This is a genomic window from Lentimicrobium sp. L6 (genome assembly GCF_013166655.1).
In the GTDB taxonomy this organism is placed as follows: domain Bacteria; phylum Bacteroidota; class Bacteroidia; order Bacteroidales; family UBA12170; genus UBA12170.
In genome coordinates, this window is record NZ_JABKCA010000068.1 from 1 (window position 1) to 19,967 (window position 19,967).

General features: G+C 37.3%; 11 protein-coding genes. 7 read left to right on the forward strand and 4 right to left on the reverse strand.

Annotation, left to right across the window (positions count from 1 at the left end; translation table 11 throughout):
• Window positions 1-199: 199 nt before the first annotated feature.
• Both ahpF and ahpC read right to left on the reverse strand, forming a co-directional pair.
• Window positions 200-1,750, reverse strand: coding sequence for an alkyl hydroperoxide reductase subunit F (gene ahpF / locus HNS38_RS15745; RefSeq protein WP_172276239.1), 1,551 nt, complete (start codon window positions 1,748-1,750; stop codon window positions 200-202).
• A 92-nt stretch (window positions 1,751-1,842) separates the two neighbouring features.
• Complete coding sequence (gene ahpC, locus HNS38_RS15750) at window positions 1,843-2,406, reverse strand: alkyl hydroperoxide reductase subunit C (RefSeq protein WP_172346693.1); 564 nt, start codon at window positions 2,404-2,406, stop codon at window positions 1,843-1,845.
• Between the two features lie 259 nt (window positions 2,407-2,665).
• Between ahpC and HNS38_RS15755 the strand changes: the two genes are divergently transcribed.
• From HNS38_RS15755 to hisS, 7 genes are all read left to right on the forward strand, one after another.
• Window positions 2,666-4,696, forward strand: a complete 2,031-nt coding sequence (locus HNS38_RS15755) for a glycoside hydrolase family 65 protein (protein WP_172346694.1) — start codon at window positions 2,666-2,668, stop codon at window positions 4,694-4,696.
• A gap of 109 nt (window positions 4,697-4,805) precedes the next feature.
• Window positions 4,806-6,539 (forward strand): Na/Pi cotransporter family protein, encoded by a 1,734-nt coding sequence (locus HNS38_RS15760; protein WP_172276233.1) that lies wholly within the window; start codon window positions 4,806-4,808, stop codon window positions 6,537-6,539.
• Between the two features lie 2 nt (window positions 6,540-6,541).
• Entirely contained in the window at window positions 6,542-7,120 is a 579-nt protein-coding gene (locus HNS38_RS20585; protein WP_172276231.1) for an alkylphosphonate utilization protein, read from the forward strand.
• A 552-nt stretch (window positions 7,121-7,672) separates the two neighbouring features.
• On the forward strand, window positions 7,673-8,722 hold the full coding sequence (locus HNS38_RS15770; protein WP_216663746.1) for a CapA family protein: 1,050 nt from the start codon (window positions 7,673-7,675) through the stop codon (window positions 8,720-8,722).
• A 1,978-nt stretch (window positions 8,723-10,700) separates the two neighbouring features.
• On the forward strand, window positions 10,701-11,486 hold the full coding sequence (locus tag HNS38_RS15775; RefSeq protein WP_172276227.1) for a bifunctional 2-polyprenyl-6-hydroxyphenol methylase/3-demethylubiquinol 3-O-methyltransferase UbiG: 786 nt from the start codon (window positions 10,701-10,703) through the stop codon (window positions 11,484-11,486).
• A 20-nt stretch (window positions 11,487-11,506) separates the two neighbouring features.
• Window positions 11,507-14,560, forward strand: coding sequence for a DUF2723 domain-containing protein (locus tag HNS38_RS15780; protein WP_172276225.1), 3,054 nt, complete (start codon window positions 11,507-11,509; stop codon window positions 14,558-14,560).
• Window positions 14,561-15,238: 678 nt separating this feature from the next.
• Window positions 15,239-16,606 carry a histidine--tRNA ligase gene (gene hisS, locus HNS38_RS15785; RefSeq protein WP_172276223.1) on the forward strand — a complete coding sequence of 456 codons (1,368 nt, stop codon included), beginning with the start codon at window positions 15,239-15,241 and terminating at the stop codon, window positions 16,604-16,606.
• Window positions 16,607-16,630: 24 nt separating this feature from the next.
• Here the strand turns inward: hisS and HNS38_RS15790 are convergent, their stop codons facing one another.
• Both HNS38_RS15790 and HNS38_RS15795 read right to left on the reverse strand, forming a co-directional pair.
• Complete coding sequence (locus HNS38_RS15790) at window positions 16,631-18,712, reverse strand: tetratricopeptide repeat protein (RefSeq protein ID WP_172276221.1); 2,082 nt, start codon at window positions 18,710-18,712, stop codon at window positions 16,631-16,633.
• Between the two features lie 61 nt (window positions 18,713-18,773).
• The gene (locus HNS38_RS15795; protein ID WP_172276336.1) at window positions 18,774-19,862 is read right to left on the reverse strand and encodes a chorismate mutase; all 1,089 of its coding nucleotides are present in this window, start codon (window positions 19,860-19,862) and stop codon (window positions 18,774-18,776) included.
• Between the last annotated feature and the right edge of the window lie 105 nt (window positions 19,863-19,967).

Here is a 19,967-nt window from a genome sequence, read left to right on the forward strand (position 1 = left end):
CCGTTGAAAAAACCATTAAACTTATTGATTATCATGGTGTTAAGATACGAAAAAACCACGAGTCGACAAAGTTTAAAGAGCTGAATTTCAACTATTTAATAAACTTTTTTGGTGCTTTTTTGAGGAAGGGAAATGTGTATAAAGAGTAGCTTGGGGTTGGGGAAAACAAAGAAAGCAAATATCGAAACCCTTAATTATATTAACCCAAGCGATTCTTAATTTTATCCTCAAAGGCAGATAGAGCAGCTTTGGAACCTTCGCCCATGGCAATTACAATTTGCTTATAAGGAACTATTGAAACATCACCTGCTGCAAAAACTCCAGCTTGACTGGTACGGCAATGGGCATCAATTTCAATTTCCCCAAATCTATTGGTATCAACTATGTTTTTAAACACGTCGCTATTCGATTTGAGGCCAATTTGCACAAATACGCCATCGGTATCAATGGTTTTTACTTCTTTTGTTGTTCTATCTTGATATTGCAGGGCACTTACTTTCTGGCCATCCCCATCAATACTTTGGCTGGCGGCATTGGTGATGATATCCACATTAGGCATCTCATTCAATTTGTCTTGAAGAATTTGATCGCCTTTTAAGTCCTCTAGGAATTCCAGAACAGTTACATGTGTGGCGATAGATGACAAGTCGATAGCAGCTTCTAAACCTGAGTTTCCTCCACCCACTACCACTACTTTTTTGTCTTTATAGAAAGGTCCATCACAATGCGTACAGAAGGCTACTCCTGAGCCTAAATACTCATTCTCACCAGGAACACCTAATTTTCTCCAACTGGCTCCTGTGGCAATAATTAAAGCAGGTGCAGCAAACTTCTCGCCCAAGGAAGTATGAAGGTATTTCTTGCCATCTATAATTTCAGTGGATTCAATTCTTCTGTTTTCAAAAATATCTATTGGATAATCCTGGAGATGTTTCATCAGGTTGGCAGTGAGCTCTTTTCCTGTGGTTTTGGGAACAGAAATCAAGTTTTCTATACCAACGGTCTCAGCCACTTGTCCACCCACTTTCTCTGCTACCACAGCCACTGAGAATCCTTTTCTTGCTGAATAAATAGCAGCTGCTGCTCCTGCAGGCCCTCCTCCGGCAATCACCACATCGTACTCTTTGGTTTCTGTACTGGCTAAAAATTCAGAGCCTACCAGTTTTTCCAATTTATCTATTAATTCGCCCAATGAGGAGCGCCCAATATGCAAGACTTCACCATTGGCATAAACAGTGGGCACAGCTTGGATATTCAGTTTCTCTATTTCCTTTTGGTAGAGAGCCCCATCTATAATTTCATGTCGTACATTAGGATTTAAAATACTGATGACATTTAATGCTTTCACCACTTCAGGGCAATTGGTACAAGTGAGACTGATATAGCTTTTAATTTCTATTTTCCCCTTCAGGTTTTTTATTCTTTGACTAAGGGTTTCATCGGGTAGGTTTTTCCCAATGCCATCTAGATTAAGAATAGCTGCCAAAAGGCTAGAAAACTCATGCCCAGTAGGAATGGCTTTAAAAACAATATTGGTCGGCTCAGAATTTTTCAAAATTTCAAAAGAAAACCCCTCCTGAGTTTCAGTTTCCACCTTTATTTTAGAAGAACAAGATGCCACATCTTTGAGGAGCGCTGTCAGTTCGTCTCTTTTAGAATGGTTTTCAGAAGCTTGAATTTTGAATGTGTATTCGTTCTTAAGTTCAGCAAATATGCCTGTAACTTGTTGTTTTATATTTTGATCCAGCATGGCTTTGGGTTTTTAGTGAATACTTCTACTTGGTTTGAAATGAAGGAGGTTTTGACAATAGCCTCCCCCATCATTCTTGTGTTTAAGGTGATTTATATAACTCCCACTAAATCGATACCTGGTTTTAGGGTTGCTTTACCTTCTTCCCACTTTGCAGGACATACTTCTGAAGGATTAGCTTCTATAAACTGTAAAGCTTTTAGCTTTCTTAATAATTCATCGGCATTCCTACCTACGTTTCCGGCTACTACTTCATAGGCTACAATTTCACCAGCTGGGTTTACTATAAATGTTCCTCTTTCTGCCAATCCTGCTTCTTCAATCATGACATTGAATCCACGGCTTAAAACACCAGTAGGATCGGCTAGCATTGGGTATTTAATTTTTTTGATGGTATCTGAAGTATCGTGCCATGCTTTGTGTACAAAATGAGTATCGGTAGATACAGAGTATATCTCAGCACCAGTAGCCTTAAACTCATCATACTTGTTGGCTAAATCTTCTAACTCTGTTGGGCAAACAAAAGTAAAATCGGCTGGGTAAAAGAAAAATACGGACCATTTTCCAAGTACATCCTCTTTACTTACTGTTTTAAAATCGTTATTAATAAATGCTTCTACTTTAAAATCTACAATCTGTTTTCCAATCTGTGACATAATTTTTATTTTTATATTATTTTTAATTTGAATTTTCTGATGGCAAAACTACAGGCAAAACAAACATCAGTCAAATCAATATTATTTATATTATAATAGATTTTTTCTATATTGTATAACAATATAAAGAAGAGCAAATTGCCAAGGAAGAATATCCAGGTACTCCAATAAAAATGATGAGGATCTCTAAGGTTTCTTTTGCAATTCAGCGACACAATGACTATTTTTGATTCTTCAAACCTCTTTTAAGACAAATAAAATGAGAATTACACATATTGCCATTTTCCTGATAAGCTTTTTTAGCCTACAAGCACAGGATTACTCTTCTTCTTCTCCTTGGCATATTCAAGCTAAAGACTTCGATGCTCAAAATTATTATGGCATTACTTTGGCCAATGGTATGGTAGGCTTGGTATCTTCTCCAGAACCTATGAAAATTGCAGATGTAGTTCTCAATGGCGTATATGATGAGTATGAGAGAGGTAGAGTGAGCAATATCCTCAAAACCTTTAGCCATATGAATTTAGACCTAGAGATTAATGGTCAGCATACCAATAGGCACAGTATTGATAATTTCAGTCAGACATTGGATATGAAAACGGCTACATTAGTCACAGAATTCACCTTTCAAAATAAAGCCAGTATACATCACGAACTTTTGTCGCTTCGCAATCTACCTTATTGTGCTTTGAGCATCATTACTGTATCAGCCAATGAAGACATTGAAATTACAGCCATCAACAATATCATAAGTCCAAATCATCTCTCTGATAATAGAAATTATTACTCTGAAATTGATAGACCTCATGCCCAAATACCTTTGTTAACATCAGAGGCTTATAGTCCAGGAGGAAAAACCTTGAGTGCCTCCACTTCTTTTATCTTCCCCGAAGAAAGTATAAAACCTGCAAGAATCATCCATCAAGATTGGGATTATAACAAACATTCCATGAAGTTTAAAACCCAAATTAAAGCTGGTGACACATACACTTTTGCTATTATTGGAAGTAGTTTAAGCTCTGTTCATAATAATGACCCTAGAAACGAAGTGGAAAGGTTGAGTATTTATGCTAATTTGGAAGGGATAGACAGACTCAAATCGGCACATATTAAAGCTTGGGAAAAACTTTGGGAAAGTGATATCATTATAGATGGAGATTTAGAATCGCAGAGAGACATTCGTTCTGCTCTTTACCACTTATACTCATTTGCTCGTAAGGGCAGCGCCCTCTCTATTTCTCCCATGGGATTATCAGGATTGGGTTATAATGGTCATGTTTTTTGGGATACTGAAATTTGGATGTACCCTCCTCTATTACTAACTCAACCAGACATTGCTCGTTCACTTTTGGAGTATAGATTCAATAGATTAGAAGCAGCCAAAGAAAATGCTTTTGCTCATGGATTTGATGGCGCTATGTTTCCTTGGGAATCAGCTGAGGATGGCTCAGAAGAAACACCGGTATGGGCTTTAACAGGTCCTTTTCAACAACACATTACGGCTGATATAGGCTGGGCTTTTTGGAAGTATTACGAGTTAAGTCAGGATAAAGAGTGGCTAAGAACTAGAGGATATCCAGTTTTAAAAGAAGTGGCTGCATTTTGGATGAGTAGAGTGGAAAGAAAAAGTCCAAATCGTTATGAAATTAATAATGTAATTGGTGCAAATGAATACCAAGAGAACATCAACAATAATGCTTTCACCAATGGAATGGTAACAACAGTGTTGGAATATTGTGCTCTAGCTGCTGAGGAATTAGGTCAGGAAGCAAATCCTGAATGGCGACAAGTGGCTGCAAATATCCCCATCCTAAAATTTGAGGATGGTACTACGAGAGAGAACGAGACTTATGATGGTGAAATCATAAAACAAGCCGATGTAAACCTGCTTGCCTTCCCCTTAAGTATTATCGATGATGAAGAAAGTATTCGTAAAGACTTGAACTATTATGAACCTAAGCTTTCTCCAAGAGGTCCTGCAATGGGAAGTGCCATTCTATCCGTAATTTATTCTAGACTGGGAGAAGCCGACAAAGCTTTTGATTTATTTAAAAAGAGCTATAAAAACAATGAAGTAGCTCCTTTTTCTGTATTAGCGGAAACAGCAAATGGTACAAATCCATATTTTGCTACTGGTGCAGGAGGAATGCTTCAGGCAGTATTATTTGGTTTTGGTGGATTAGAAATTAATGAAAAAGGTATTCAACAATTGAACACTAAACTTCCTAAGGGGTGGAAGTCAATTAAGATGACAGGAATAGGGCTAGAAAAAGAAACATACACCAAATAAACTAAAGATTTAGAACCTCCTTATTTTGAGAGGTTTTAAATAGACCATATTCTTTTTTCAATATTAATAAAGTCACTAATATTGGCGCTTCAAATATTCTTAGAACAACATGAGTAACTTTTTTCACATCTTAGGTCAAATCCTAACACTAATAGGCTCTTTGGGACTCTTTCTTTATGGGATGAAATTGATGAGCGAGGCTCTTCAGAAGGTAGCTGGTAGCAAAATGCGCCAAATTCTGGCCGCTATGACTAGTAACCCTTTAAAAGGAGCTTTTACTGGTTTCTTGGTTACCACAACCATTCAGTCTTCATCTGCAACTACCGTAATGATTGTGAGCTTTGTAAACGCAGGTTTAATTTCTTTGGTAGCTTCGGTAGGAGTAATTATGGGGGCAAATATTGGAACTACAGTAACCGCATGGCTTATAGCCATCTTGGGCTTTAAAGTAAGTTTAAGTTTCTTATCACTTCCTTTGATTGGTATTAGTTTCCCTCTATTCTTTTCGAAAAATAGCACCAGAAAATCTTGGGGAGAATTTATTATTGGTTTCGCTATTCTATTTATTGGACTTCAGTTTTTGAAAGAGAACGTTCCTGGCATTGACAATGCAGAAACCTTAAGTTTCTTATCAAGCCTAACAGATATGGGCTTTATATCCACATTGATATTTGTAATGGTGGGAACCATATTAACGGTTATTATCCAATCTTCCAGTGCCACCATGGCCCTTACTTTGGTGATGTGTTATAATGGACTGATTACCTTTGAAATGGCAGCAGCTATGGTTTTAGGGGAAAACATTGGAACAACCATTACGGCAAATATTGCAGCCTATGTGGCCAATGTATCAGCAAAACGCGCAGCACGAGCTCACCTCATCTTTAATATATTTGGAGTAGTTTGGATGCTCATTGTATTCCATCCATTCTTAAGAGGAATAGATTGGTTTTTACAAGAACGCCATGGTGCATCACTATTAAATACCAACCTATCTGTTACCGATTTCGATAGCATCAAATGGTTATACCCAATTGGCCTAGCTGTTTTTCATACCAGCTTTAATATCATCAATACAGCTGCCTTACTGGGCTTTGCTCCTTTTATTGCTAAAGTTGCAACCAGAATGGTCCCTGACAAAGGTGAGGATGATGAGGAATTCAGATTACAGTTTATTAGTACTAGCTTTGTTTCCACTAGTGAAATTGCATTGGTTCAAGCACGTCAAGAAATTGCAAGCTTTGCCATTCGTTTAGAAAAAATGTTTGGTTTTATTAAAAAGCTTAGTACAGAAGAGCACAACAAAAAATACTATAAAACCCTCGCTAAGATTGAGAAATACGAAGACATTACAGATAATATGGAAGTTGAAATTGCCAATTATCTAACCAAAGTTTCTGAAGGTGAAATCAGTCATGAAAGTTCTAAGAAAATCAGAACCATGTTGAAAATGATTGATGATATGGAAAGCGTTGGAGATGCTATTTATCAATTGTCTTTAGTTTTCGATAATTATAAACAGAGTAAATCTCAGTTTACCGACTATCAAATTGCTTCACTTAATGGAATGTTTGAATTGATAGACCGTGCCTTTGAAGAAATGCGTAGGAACCTAGATCAGGAATATAAAGACGCCGATACTTCTGGAGCTACTGAAATTGAAAAGAAGATCAACAAGAAACGTAATATGTTACGCAAGCAACATGTTGAAGATTTAAAAGAAAAGAAATACAAGCACAAAACGGGAACTTTCTATAGCGATATGTTCTCCATCACAGAAAAGATTGGAGATTATATCATTAACGTGAGTGAAGCTATTGAAGAATACCAAGAAAACGATTAATTATGAGTGTTAAGCAAGATTTATTAGATAGAAGTGGCAACACCTGCGAGCTCTGTGGATCCACAGAGAATCCTGGGTTTTATAACCTTCCTCCGGCTTTTACAGAGAGTATGGATGAAAGTGTAGTGGTTTGCCCTACATGCAAAGGCCAAATTGAAGAACCAGAAACCATGGACGGAAACCATTGGCGTTGTTTAAATGACAGCATGTGGAGTACCGTTCCAGCGGTTCAAGCTATGGCATGGCGCATGCTGAATCGATTGAAAGATGAAGATTGGTCAGGCGATTTATTAGATATGTTATATTTAGATGATGCCACCCTTAAGTTTGCTCAAGCAGATGGGGATGGCACTGATGATGATAGTCCTAAACATAAAGATTGCAATGGTACCCTTTTAAAATCAGGCGATAGTGTAACGCTGATCAAAAACCTAGATGTAAAAGGAACCAGTATGACCGCCAAAAGAGGAACTTCTGTAAAAAGAATTACTTTGGTTGATGATAATCACGAACATATTGAAGGTAAAGTAGAAGGACAAAACATTGTGATTTTGACTAAGTTTGTAAAGAAAACAAGCTAGAAAATTGCTGTTGGCTTTTAGCGATTGGCTATTGGCTTAAAAACTTCAGAATTTATTTTTGGCTTTGGAATATCCATAGTTGAATTTAATTCTGGAGTTTTTTTCAATGGTATTCATTGCTGCAATACTAGAACCATCGTAACCACGCAATCACACAACCACCCAACCACCCAACCACATATTTCCTAGATAGGTTTAGTCTCACACTAAACAGCCTCAATTCAGGAGGGTTGCACTACTCGCTTCAAGCAACTCTTAACTATACTTACCATTCCACGCAAAGAAAACGCAAAGAAAAAGGGCAAAGCACGCAGAAGAAAATAGAGCAAATTGCTAATTGGAACCCCAACATTAAACTTTGAATCTGGAACTTTGAACATTAAAGAAATCAAAAGACTCACCAACTCACCCCATCGCAACTACGCAACCACGCAATTCCATCTCCAACTCTCCCTTTCGCCCCATCGCAATCACGTAACCACGCAACCACGCAACCACTGGTTCATGCTCGCCATTCTCCTTTCTTTTCCTATTTTTGCAAAAAACAATCTCATGAAACAAATTCTTACTTGGAGCTTGATACTCGTATTTCTCATTGGCTCATTCAACTCCTTTGCTCAAAAACCTGACACGGTCAGTATTATTGGTGTAGGAGATGTCATGCTAGGAACGGCATATCCTCTTGCTAAATACCTTCCTCCAAATGACGATTGTTCTCCGCTACTTTCTGAGGTTAAAGGAATATTACAAGATGCAGATGTTACCTTTGGGAATCTTGAAGGTTGTTTTTTAAACGAAGGTCCAACCACTAAAAACTGCAAAGACACCTTAAAATGTTATGCTTTCAGAATGCCAGATCGCTATGCTCCTTGCTTATCGGATGCTGGTTTTACGGTGATGAGCTTGGCCAATAATCACTCTGGTGATTTCGGAATGAAAGCCAGAAAAAATACCATGAGACTCCTCGATTCTGTAGGGATTCATTATGGAGGATTGGAGATAAAACCTACTGCTGAGTTCGAGATTGATGGCGTGAAATATGGCTTTGTCGCATTTGCTCCCATTAGAGCAACCCTAGATATGTTAAACCTGAGGATGGCTTCGGAAAAAGTAGCCGACTTAAAATCTAGAAACGACATTGTTATTGTATCTTTTCATGGTGGAGCAGAAGGACGAGAGCACGAGCATGTAACCCGAGAAACAGAGGAGTTTTATGGAGAAGACCGAGGCAATGTATATGAGTTTGCCCACCTCATGGTAGATGCAGGTGCCGATATCATTTTTGGTCATGGTCCACACGTTGCCAGAGCTATAGAAGTATATAAAGACCGATTTATTGCTTATAGTCTTGGCAATTTCTGTACCTATGCTCGCTTTAATCTTAGTGGCCCCAATGGTTTGGCTCCTATTGTCAAAGTCTATACCAATACCGAAGGAGAATTCTTGCATGGCAAGATTTTCTCTGCCCAACAAATTGGAGAAGGTGGAGCTACCTTAGATTCTCGTAATCGTGCTGTTAAGAAATTACAGACTCTTACACAGCAAGATTTTCCAGAGGGGAAATTGAATATTTTGGATGATGGGTCTGTATTGTTGAAATAAGTTTTAAATTAAAAGACGTAAACTAAAGGATGATAGCCCCATAGGGGATAGCGTCCTTGGTTCCTTGAAAAATCATTAGGGACTAAACACTTTCATACAAATAAACAGCCATAGGTCGGCACCAAAACTATTTTCCAAACAAGCTTTTTCTAGCCGACCCAAACAACATGAGAAAATCATTTCCGTGCGTTGAAACCCATGGAATTTTAATTAGAGCCTGAGATTATACTGTTAAATACCTTAGGTATTATTAAAATGGATAAACCCAAATCCAAAGAAACAAGCAAATGAGTTCCCAATTTTAATCCGTGAGAACCCGTCTAATCAGCGTTCATTCGCATTTAGCCTGACCGTAGCGTCAAGGGCTCCTATTCTATTGAGCAACCAATTCAGCCGTTTTGCCCCAAACTCTAAAGGGAGGCTGCTAAACACTGAATAAAGTTGTAAACTTGATCGCAGCAATACGGGTCCCCCTTGTGAGCCAGCGAACAAGCATTCGTGTAAATCCAAGTATATCACGTCATACAATTCATTCGTGCACCTGTCTAGCCTGCCTTGCTGCGAAGTCAGACAGGCTGCGTAGCCAGATAGATTAGTGGCAACTTTCTTTTACGAGCTGTGCGAGTATCATCCGCGTAAATTCAATTTATCCGCGCAAATTAGCGGACCTCTTTTTTTGAGCTAACAAGCACTCATGTAAATCCCAACATATCATGTCATATAATTATTCGTGAATTAGTGGCAACTTATGGTTCAAAGTTAAATTTGAGTATACCTAGAAGATTAGGATTACAAAACGAGTTGGAGAGCTGGCGAAGGCAAATCCTCCGAAGGCTCTAGCACATCACGCTATGCCCTCGGAGGATTGAGGATCGGTTCTATCATAGTCAAGTATACGCGGAAATATTCTCCGTCGCTTAAAACCTAGCAACTTGCTCAGCCGGAAATCCCTTCCTGCGTTTACCTATATTTCCATTATCACCGCTTACCTTTCTGTTTGGTAACTCACCACCAACGTGCGATTCTTTAACATTATTCTACATCACTATCATGGCGCTTCACTTCGTTTCGCACCATGCTAGCATAAGTCGCCCCTTCAGGGCTTTTGTGTTGTGTTTCAGATTGCATGCCAAACAGAACGACCATGTTGGGGTATAATCCACTATAATTAACGTTTTAACCCTGACAATAGCGGTTCCTCGTTAAAGCGAGCCAGCGAGCACCATTCGTGGAAATCCAAGTATATCACGTCATACAATTCATTTGTGCATTAGTGGCAACTTTCTTTTACGAGCTGTGCGAGTATCATCCGCGTAAATTAGCGGACCTCTTTTTTTGAGGGAACAAGCATTCGTGTAAATCCTAATCATTCACATTCCATCATCCATTTGTGAATTCGTGGCAACAAGTACCTCTTTAATTCGCGAAAATTCGCGTTTAGCCTGACCGTAGCGTCAAGGGTTCTTCTTCTATTGAGTAATCAATTCAGCAGTTTTGCCCCAAACCCTAAAGGGAGCCTGCTGAACACTGACCAAAATAAATAATCTTGACCACCGAATTAGAGATTCCCCCTTGTGAGCTAACGAACAAGAATTCGTGTTAATCCCAACATTTCCAATCTTCCCATTCATTCGTGCATTAGTGGCCATTCTATAACAAGCAATAATTCAATTAAAATCCGTGATAATTCGCCCAATCAGCGTTCATTCGTGTTCCTCTTCTTTTTACGAGACGGCAAACAACTTGAATCCAAACTATCACCCAGCAAGTGCATTCCTCCGACAAAACAACCTAAAACAAAACTAGCACCATCTAATATTAATCAATATACAAACTTAACAAACCCATCACAACACACTGATTACAGGAATCTTCTGTTAAATTAAGTTAAGCCCTGTTAAGAGTGAAATTTTCTTCAAGAAAGCCACATTAATTTTTTTAAATTTGTGCGTTTTATTATATGTACCTAAAATAAATAATGGCTTCATTTCAAACAGCTGAAAGGCATTCTGCAAAAGTAATCACCGATAATGTGCTACATCAAAGGCATATGATAGCCTACGACCAAGCTGCTCAACTCGTGAGTGGACATATTTTGGAAGTAGGATGTGGCGAAGGTTACGGAATGGAACTTTTGGCGCCAAAAGCAACTAAATATATGGCTATCGATAAGTATAATACACCTATCGATCCCCAACTTCCTGATTTCTCAAAAATCACCTTTCAACAAATGAATGTTCCTCCTTTCGATGGAATAGAAGACAATACCTTCGATTTTATTGTTAGCTTTCAGGTGATTGAACATATTGAAGATGATGATTTCTTCAGCAGAGAACTCTTCAGGGTTTTAAAACCTGGGGGAAAACTCATTCTAACTACTCCAAATATCAAGATGTCTTTAACGAGAAACCCTTGGCATATTCGGGAGTATAAACCAGAGGAGCTTTTTGACTTGCTTAATGGCATATTTCACAAAGTGGAAATGAAAGGCATATTTGGGAATGAAAAAGTAATGGAATATTACGAAGCCAATAAAAAATCGGTGAGGAAATTCACACGCTTCGATGTCCTCAATTTGCAATATAAATTACCTCGTAGTATTCTTCAAATCCCCTATGATATTTTAAATAGGATGAATAGAAAGAAGCTACACAAAGGTAATACTGGCCTTAGTACTACGGTAAAACTAAACGATTATTATTTAGCCGATGCCAACGACCAATGCCTCGATTTGTTTATGATTGCTCAGAAAAAAGAAGATTAAGAATTACAAAATAAAAAACTATGACCCTCAATTACAAAAAGTTCAACAACATCATTGGTTGGGTAATATTCGCCATTGCCACTGTTGTTTATGTATTGACACTAGAGCCTACTACCAGTTGGTGGGATTGTGGAGAATATATTTCAACAGCCTATAAGCTAGAAGTAGGACACCCTCCTGGGGCACCCTTCTTTCAATTATTGGGCCGCTTTTTTACCCTTTTTGCTTTTGGAAACACACAGTATGTGGCTTATATGATTAACCTCATGTCGGCTCTTTCTAGTAGTTTTACTATTTTGCTTTTATACTGGACTATCACTCGTTTTGCTCGCAAACTAACCAGTGGCGAAATGACTGATAATAAAGCTTATGCAATCTTCGCTTCTGGTATTATTGGTGCTTTAGCTTTTACTTTTACCGATTCATTCTGGTTCTCAGCTGTTGAAGGTGAAGTTTATGCCATGTCCAGTTTATTTACCGCTGTAGTATTTTGGGCCATATTAAAATGGGAAGAAGTTTCGGATACACCTTATGCTTATCGTTGGTTGATTTTAATCGCCTATATGGTGGGATTATCTATTGGAGTTCACTTATTGAACTTGTTGGCTATCCCTGCTATTACCTACGTAGTTTATTTCAAGAAATATAAAAAAGTTGACCTCAAAGGTTTTGTTTTAGCTGGTTTGATTGGAGTTATCATTCTCTCCTTTATCATGTATTTAATTATTCCGATGACGGTAAAAATGGCCGGAAGCTTCGAGCTTTTCTTTGTCAACTCCATAGGTTTACCATTTAACTCTGGTTCTTTTATATTCATCATCACACTTATAGCTGCCATTGCTTGGGCATGGATGTTTACTTATAAGAGAAGATACCAAATTGCTCATATTGCAGTTATTGGCTTAACTTTCATTATGATTGGCTATTCTTCTTTCTTTATTTTGGCCATTCGTGCCAATGCCAATCCTCCAATTAATGAAAACGATCCTAAAGATGCCATTAGTTTATTATCTTATTTATTGCGTGAGCAGTATGGTTCTTGGCCTTTAGGACACGGGCAATATTATAATGCCGATGTTACCGAATGGAAAGACGGAACACCAGTTTATGTTAGAGATGAGAATACCGGAAAATATGTGATTACTGATAAAAGAGAGCAATCAGAGCCTCAGTATAATCCAGAATTATCTTCTGTTTTTCCAAGAATGTGGAGCAATACCAAGCCTGAGCACATCAGCATCTACAAAAACTATTTAACTTCCAAAGGAAGAGCGGTAAGAGTGATGGGAGCCGATGGACAAGAGAAGATAGAATATAAACCAAGCTTTGGCGATAACCTCCGCTTCTTCTTCCAGTATCAACTTGGTCATTCCTATTTCCGTTACTTTATGTGGAATTTTGTCGGTCGTCAGAATGATATTGAGTCACAACCCAATATCAGGAATGGGAATTGGATAAGTGGAATAGAATTCATCGACGCTATGCGATTGGGTAATCAAAGCGAATTACCATTTGCGGCTCAAAATCCTGCTCGTAATACTTTCTATTTCCTACCGCTCATTTTAGGATTGATAGGATTCATCTTCCATTTCAATAAAAACATGAAAGACTTTTGGGTGGTATTCCTGCTCTTTGTGATGACTGGTATTGCCATTATCGTCTACCTCAATGTAACGCCATATCAGCCTAGAGAAAGGGATTATGCCTATGTGGGCTCCTATTATGCCTTTGCAATTTGGATTGGACTGGGAGTTTTTGCACTCATAGATGCCTTGAGCAAGAAAATGAATATGAGGATGGCTACGGCTGGAGTATTTGCTGTCACCTTGGTGGCTGTTCCTGGATTATTAGCCAGCGAAGGTTGGGACGATCACGACAGAAGTGGAAAAACTACAGCAAGAGATTTTGCCATCAACTATTTAGAATCCTGTGAACCCAATGCTATTCTTTTTGTGAATGGTGACAATGATACTTTCCCACTTTGGTATATTCAAGAAGTAGAAGGCATCAGAACAGACATTAGAGTGGTGAACTATATGCTTTCTTCGGGACCTTGGTATGTTCACCAATTACAAAGAAAGATTTATGATTCAGAGAAAGTTCCGCTTTCTATTGAGCCAGAAAAATATAATAAAGGCGTCAATTCCTATGTACCTATTTATCCTAAAGTGGAAGGCACCTTTGAGCTCAGACAAATAGTTGATTTCATTAAGAGTGACGATCCGTCTACTAAATTAGGAACACAGCGAGGAGACAAAATGAATTATATCCCTACTCGAAAAGTGAAACTAACATTGGACAAGGAATATCTGATCAATGCAGGTCTAGTTCCTGCTGATAAAGTTGATGAGGTACCAGAAGCACTGGAGTGGAACTTAAGCGGAAGCGCCATCTATAAAAACGATTTAATGTTACTGGACCTCATAGCCACTAATAACTGGGAAAGACCAATATATTTCGCCAATCCAAATGCAGTAAGAAAGGTTCTTGGCCTTGGTGATTATATGCATTTAGAAGGATTTGTTTATCGTTTATTGCCTTATAAAGCCGATGGTTTAATCAAAGGCATGGGTGGTGTTAATGCTGAAAAAGCTTATGACTTATTGGTCAACAAAGCCAATTGGGGTAATCTTTATAAAGACGATGTAACTATTGATAGAGAAAGCTCTAGAAACAGTGGTATCCCTAAAAACAACTTCCTCAGAGTGGCTGAAGTATTGATAGAACAAGGTAAGATGGAAAAAGCCATTAAGGCATTAGATACTTATCAAAAAAACTATCCACACCACAAGGTAAATTACGATATGTATATGTTACCCTATGCCGAGGCTTATTATAAAGCTGGAGCTATTGAAAAAGGGAATGAGGTAGTAGAGATTTTATATGATTATTTTGTGGATGAATTGAATTATATCAATTCATTAAGTCCAGAGTATAAAAAGCTATTATTGCAGGATCAACAAACAGCTTTAGGTGTTTTACAACGTATGGCACAATCCACTCGTCAGTATAAACAACTAGATATAAGCACCAAAATAGACAGTACATTTAAAGAAGAGATTAATTTTTATTAGTCCTCTTACCTATGATATTTGAAAGGCTACCATTTTGGTGGCCTTTTTTTCAGCCATAACAAGGTATGCCAAAGTCCTACCAAAGTTGTCTGCAGTTAATTTTCAAAAGGCTTTGGTAAGGCTTTTGTATATATTTGGTAGCAAAAAACAAGGAGAATATTGCTAAACTCACATATCCTCTACTCTGTATTTCCAAAACCCTCTATATCCTCTTCGAAAAAGATATTCTATCCAAAAACCCTCTATATCCTCTTCAAAAGGGCATATGGCTACATTTTTATAGCATACTTTTTAAGACATCTTAATCAACAAGATTTAAAAACCACTAACTGTAAGTCATTCACGGTTCGCTAACAATACCGTCCAAAGCAAGTTTCCTATTAAAAAAGATTCTTCACTTCAATGCATTTCGTTCAGAAATACAGCGTATTATAAGGTGATAGAGAGGAAGAAGGGGCTTGCTTTTTGCAATGTCAAAAGCAAGCCCCTTCTTCCTGTTCTTTGCCAAAACACCGTCATTTCAATGCGTAGCGAGAAATCTCTATTAATCAATAGGACACTATTGATTCGCTAATAATTGTTCGTTTTTCACTGTTTACTATTAAATTCAAAAAAAACTTTCTCCTCCACTATTCCATCTTTTCTTTATACTTTTGCAATCCAATAAAAATAAGACAAATGGCACAACAAAAACCCAGCATACCTAAAGGAACTAGAGATTTCAATCCGAATGAAATGGCTCGTCGTAACTATATCTTCGACACTATTAGAAAGCATTTTAAACGTTATGGATTTAGTGCCATTGAAACTCCAGCTATGGAGAACTTGTCTACCTTAATGGGTAAATATGGAGAGGAGGGTGATAAATTATTATTCAAGATTTTAAATTCGGGTGACTTCCTCTCGAAAGTTTCTGAGGATCAGTTGAACAAGAGAAACAGCAATAAACTCACTACTAAAATTAGTGAAAAAGGATTACGTTATGATTTAACAGTGCCTTTTGCTCGCTTTGTAGTGCAGCACCGCAATGAGCTCACCTTCCCTTTCAAACGCTACCAAATACAACCTGTTTGGCGTGCCGATCGTCCTCAAAAAGGCCGTTACCGTGAGTTTTATCAGTGCGATGCTGATATGATTGGAAGCACTTCTCTGCTCAATGAAGTGGATTTGGTTTCACTTATTGATGATGTATTTCAAGATTTAAAGATTAATGTTTCTATTAAACTAAACAATCGTAAAATCTTAAGCGGAATAGCCGAATTTGTAGGTGAAGCTGACAAAATCATTGACATCACTGTAGCTATTGACAAATTAGACAAAGTAGGTTTAGAAGGCGTAAATAAGGAAATGGAAGTCAAAGGAGTATCCCCTAAAGCCATAGAACAATTACAACCCATCATCAATTTATCGGGTACCAACGCTGAAAAACTCCAAAAACTAAAAGAGCTTTTAGCCAGTAGCGAAATCGGAGTAAAAGGAGTAGAAGAAATGACTACTGTTTTAGACTACCTGGAAGGATTAGAAGTAAAAAACGAAGTAGAACTAGACCTCACTCTAGCTCGTGGACTAAACTATTATACCGGAACCATATTCGAAGTAAAAGCCTTAGATGTTGCCATTGGAAGCATTACTGGAGGAGGTCGCTATGATGACCTTACGGGTATCTTTGGAATGCCCGATGTTAGTGGTGTTGGAATCTCATTTGGTGCTGACAGAATCTATGATGTATTAAACGAATTAGACTTATATCCTGAACATACTGAGGATTCTGTTCAGGTATTCTTTGTGAACTTCGGTAGTGATGAAGAGAAATACTGTCTTCCATTAGTTTCTAAACTTCGCAAAAATGGCATCAATGCCGAACTCTATCCTAGCTCAGCTAAAATGAAGAAGCAGATGAAATATGCCAATGATAAAAATGTTCCTTTTGTAGTGATGATTGGTGGAGACGAAATGGAAAAAAATGTCCTATCAGTTAAAAACATGGAAACTGGTGAACAGTGCAATATGACCATGGAAGAACTTATTAAACTAGCCAGCAAATAACCTCAAATCCTCGAGTTACCAAGATTAATGGTCTAAACTACTTTTAATTCCAGATAGGTGGAAAAACATGAATTCATCTATTTCGGAATCACTTTGTATCTCTTTTACAAACTGTTCTATTCTTTCCGTTTCAGAAGATCCTATATCCGTATGTTTATCCATAGCGAAAGCGGCAGAGTAGGCATCCGAATCTTTTCTTTGACTCCAATTCTTACTAAATAACATTAACTGATCGTCACTTTGTAATTGTACATGATGAACCTTTAACTGTTGCTGAGCATCTGATTCCATAGTCATAGAAGCGGGTTTGAAATTCCAAACTTTGGTATTTCTAAGCAATTCTGTTTGAACACCAATATTTACGAATTCCAGCTCTAGTTTCTTGGTATCTAAACATGAAAAGTACATCTGTATACCTCCAAAATCAGCTTCCTCCGAAAAAGGCCCATCCACCTTATTGATAAAAAATCTCATAAATGACTCTACATTAGAATATTTCTTATCAAAATATACATTATTAAGCATATTATAAAGGTACATGCTAGTGAAGGCTCCTTTAATCTGCTTTTGTTCAATGTTTACTATGGCCCAATATAGTTTATTACCCAGTTTATGTCCCCATAGGAAGGAGTTCTGAATAGGCTTTTCTGAATAGGATTTATAATAAACATGTTTAAATATTTTATCCAAATCAGAAGAGTCATTAAAGAAACTATCTTGAAGTGATCTTGCAAACGCTAACTCTTTTGAAGTATTGGTTTCAAATTCCTTCAACTTTTCATGGCTTTTTGTAATATCATGATAACTCTTATTGAGCTTTCCATGCAACTCCTCTATCCTTCTGAATTTCCTAAATAATACCAGCAAAACACCGATAAGAATGATTAAGCTAATCACAATAATAACCAAAGTAGATATTACACTATTTACCTGCCTCTCCTTTAATTGATTTTCAGTACTTAGAAGTTTAATCTCGCTTTCATTTCTATCGTATTCGTATTCTGATTGAATCTTTGAAAGCACTTCAAAATTGGTACTCCTGATTAGGCTATCATTTAAAGAATGGTATTTCTTAAAATACATTAATGCTTTGGAATCATTTTTTAAACCATTGTAGGATTGTGATAATAAATCATATGCTTCCATTTCTAGGTTTACATCGGAAATGAGCTTAGAAATCCTCAAACATTCAAAGGCATATTTAATGGCACTTTCATATTCTCCTAGGAAATAATAACTATAAGATAAGTTATAGTTATCCATTTGAAGCTCCATTTGATTACCTACTTTGGTATGGTATTGAAGATTCTCTAGGAATAGCTCCATCCCCTTTTCAATCTGGTTATTCATGGCATAAAGCATCCCAATAGCCGTTCTATTTAAAGCTTCTCTATCAGTATTTGAAATACTTTTATTAATGGCTAATGCTTTCTTTGCATAAATTAATCCACTATCGTTTTGGCCTAAAAATTTAAAGGCGATGGCGGCATTATGATAAAAGGTTCCCTGATCAAAAAGGTTTTCACTCTCTTGTGCTAGTTTTAAACCCTTTTTACAAAACTCTAACTCCTTTTCATGATTTCCTTGATATTGATATACCTGACTGATATTATTATAAGAATCCATCAGAAACTTTTGGTCGCCTAGTAGTGACCCTATTTTATAAGCCTCATTATAATAATAGATGGCACTATCAAATATATAGAGCTGATGAAATGCATAGCCCAATTTGTCGTATCCAGAAACCAAAGCATTAGAATCTCCAATTTGAATCAAAAGCTTAATCAATTGATGTTGAGAAGGAAGATATTTCTTATTATAGCCCAGCTTACTTAAAATCCTATTATTTAATTGCAAAGCAGAAGCTTGTTGTTGTAATGTTCCTTCAATAGCATAAGCCTGCACCGATTTCCTTATATAAATCACAGCGCTATCATATAATTTCTCCTCAAAATAGTTCTGAGCTATTTCTTGCTGTATTTCAGCCATTTCAATAGGAGTAATTCGGGGATGTTGAAGGATAATCTTCAAGCTGTCAGTGATATTTGCTATTGAAAAGGAATGAATAGCAAATAAGAGGATGAAAAATATATGCGTCTTCTTCATAGGTAAGCAGGATAAAATTCTAAACGTCAAATATATGGAAAAATGCAAAAAGAAAAGCCCCTTATTCCTCTTTATATTTCTTGGATTGTCGAATGATAGATTCCTTATGTACCAATTGCAAGACCTTTAATAAAAAATTCTTGCTTATACCCTGATTTTCACCATTTTCCAGTCTGTCTAATAGAATATTCGACCATCGTTTGACCTGAAAAATAGCGATATTATTATTCACCTTATAATCGCCTACTTCATCTATAATTTTAAACCTTTGGGCTAAGGTTTCAATTAATACTCCATCCAGTTTGTCAATTTCTGATCGGTATTCTTCTAGTTTATGTTGGAAGTCATAATTCCCTTTTTGCCTTCTTACTACTAAACGTTCCAACATAATCCCCAGATTTTCCGGTGTAAGCTGCTGGGCAGCATCTGTGTATGCTTGTTCTGGATTGATATGACTTTCAATCATTAAACCATTCATATCTAAATCTAATGCTCGTTGAGCCACATCAAACAATAAGTCTCTTTTTCCAGCAATATGACTGGGGTCAACGATAATAGGTAATTCTGGAATTCTTCGTTTGAGTTCAATGGGAATCTCCCACATGGGTGCGTTTCGGTAAGGGGAGCGTTTCAGAAAATCGAATCCTCTATGAATTGCCATCAACTTATTAACTCCTGCCTGATTGATTCGTTCTAAAGCACCTACCCATAATGAAACATCAGGATTCAATGGATTTTTTACCATCACAGGAATATCAACCCCTTTTAACGCATCTGCAATTTCCTGCACAGAGAAAGGATTCACTACTGTTCTGGCACCCAACCACAATACATCAACACCATATTTTAAAGCCAATTCTACATGCTTAGGATGTGCCACCTCTGTTGCAGTTTTTAATGATGTTTCCGCTTTTACAGTTTGCAACCATTTTAAAGCCTCCTCTCCCATTCCTTCAAAAGAATTGGGCCGAGTTCTAGGCTTCCAAACTCCCGCTCTAAAAATCTTCACTTTCCCTATGGTATCAATCTCTTTTGCAGTAGCTATAGTTTGCTCCTCAGTTTCTGCACTACAAGGTCCACTAATATATAAGGGCTGGCGGCTCTCATTACACCATTCTTCTAAAGGTAAAATATCCAATTCATGACTCATGCTGCAAAAGTAGTGATAATTTGCAGTTTGTTTATAAAGCTAGTCTTCTTCGTTATAATTGCCTTAAAAATCTTCATTTACGAAAGTAAACTCTTATTTTTAAGG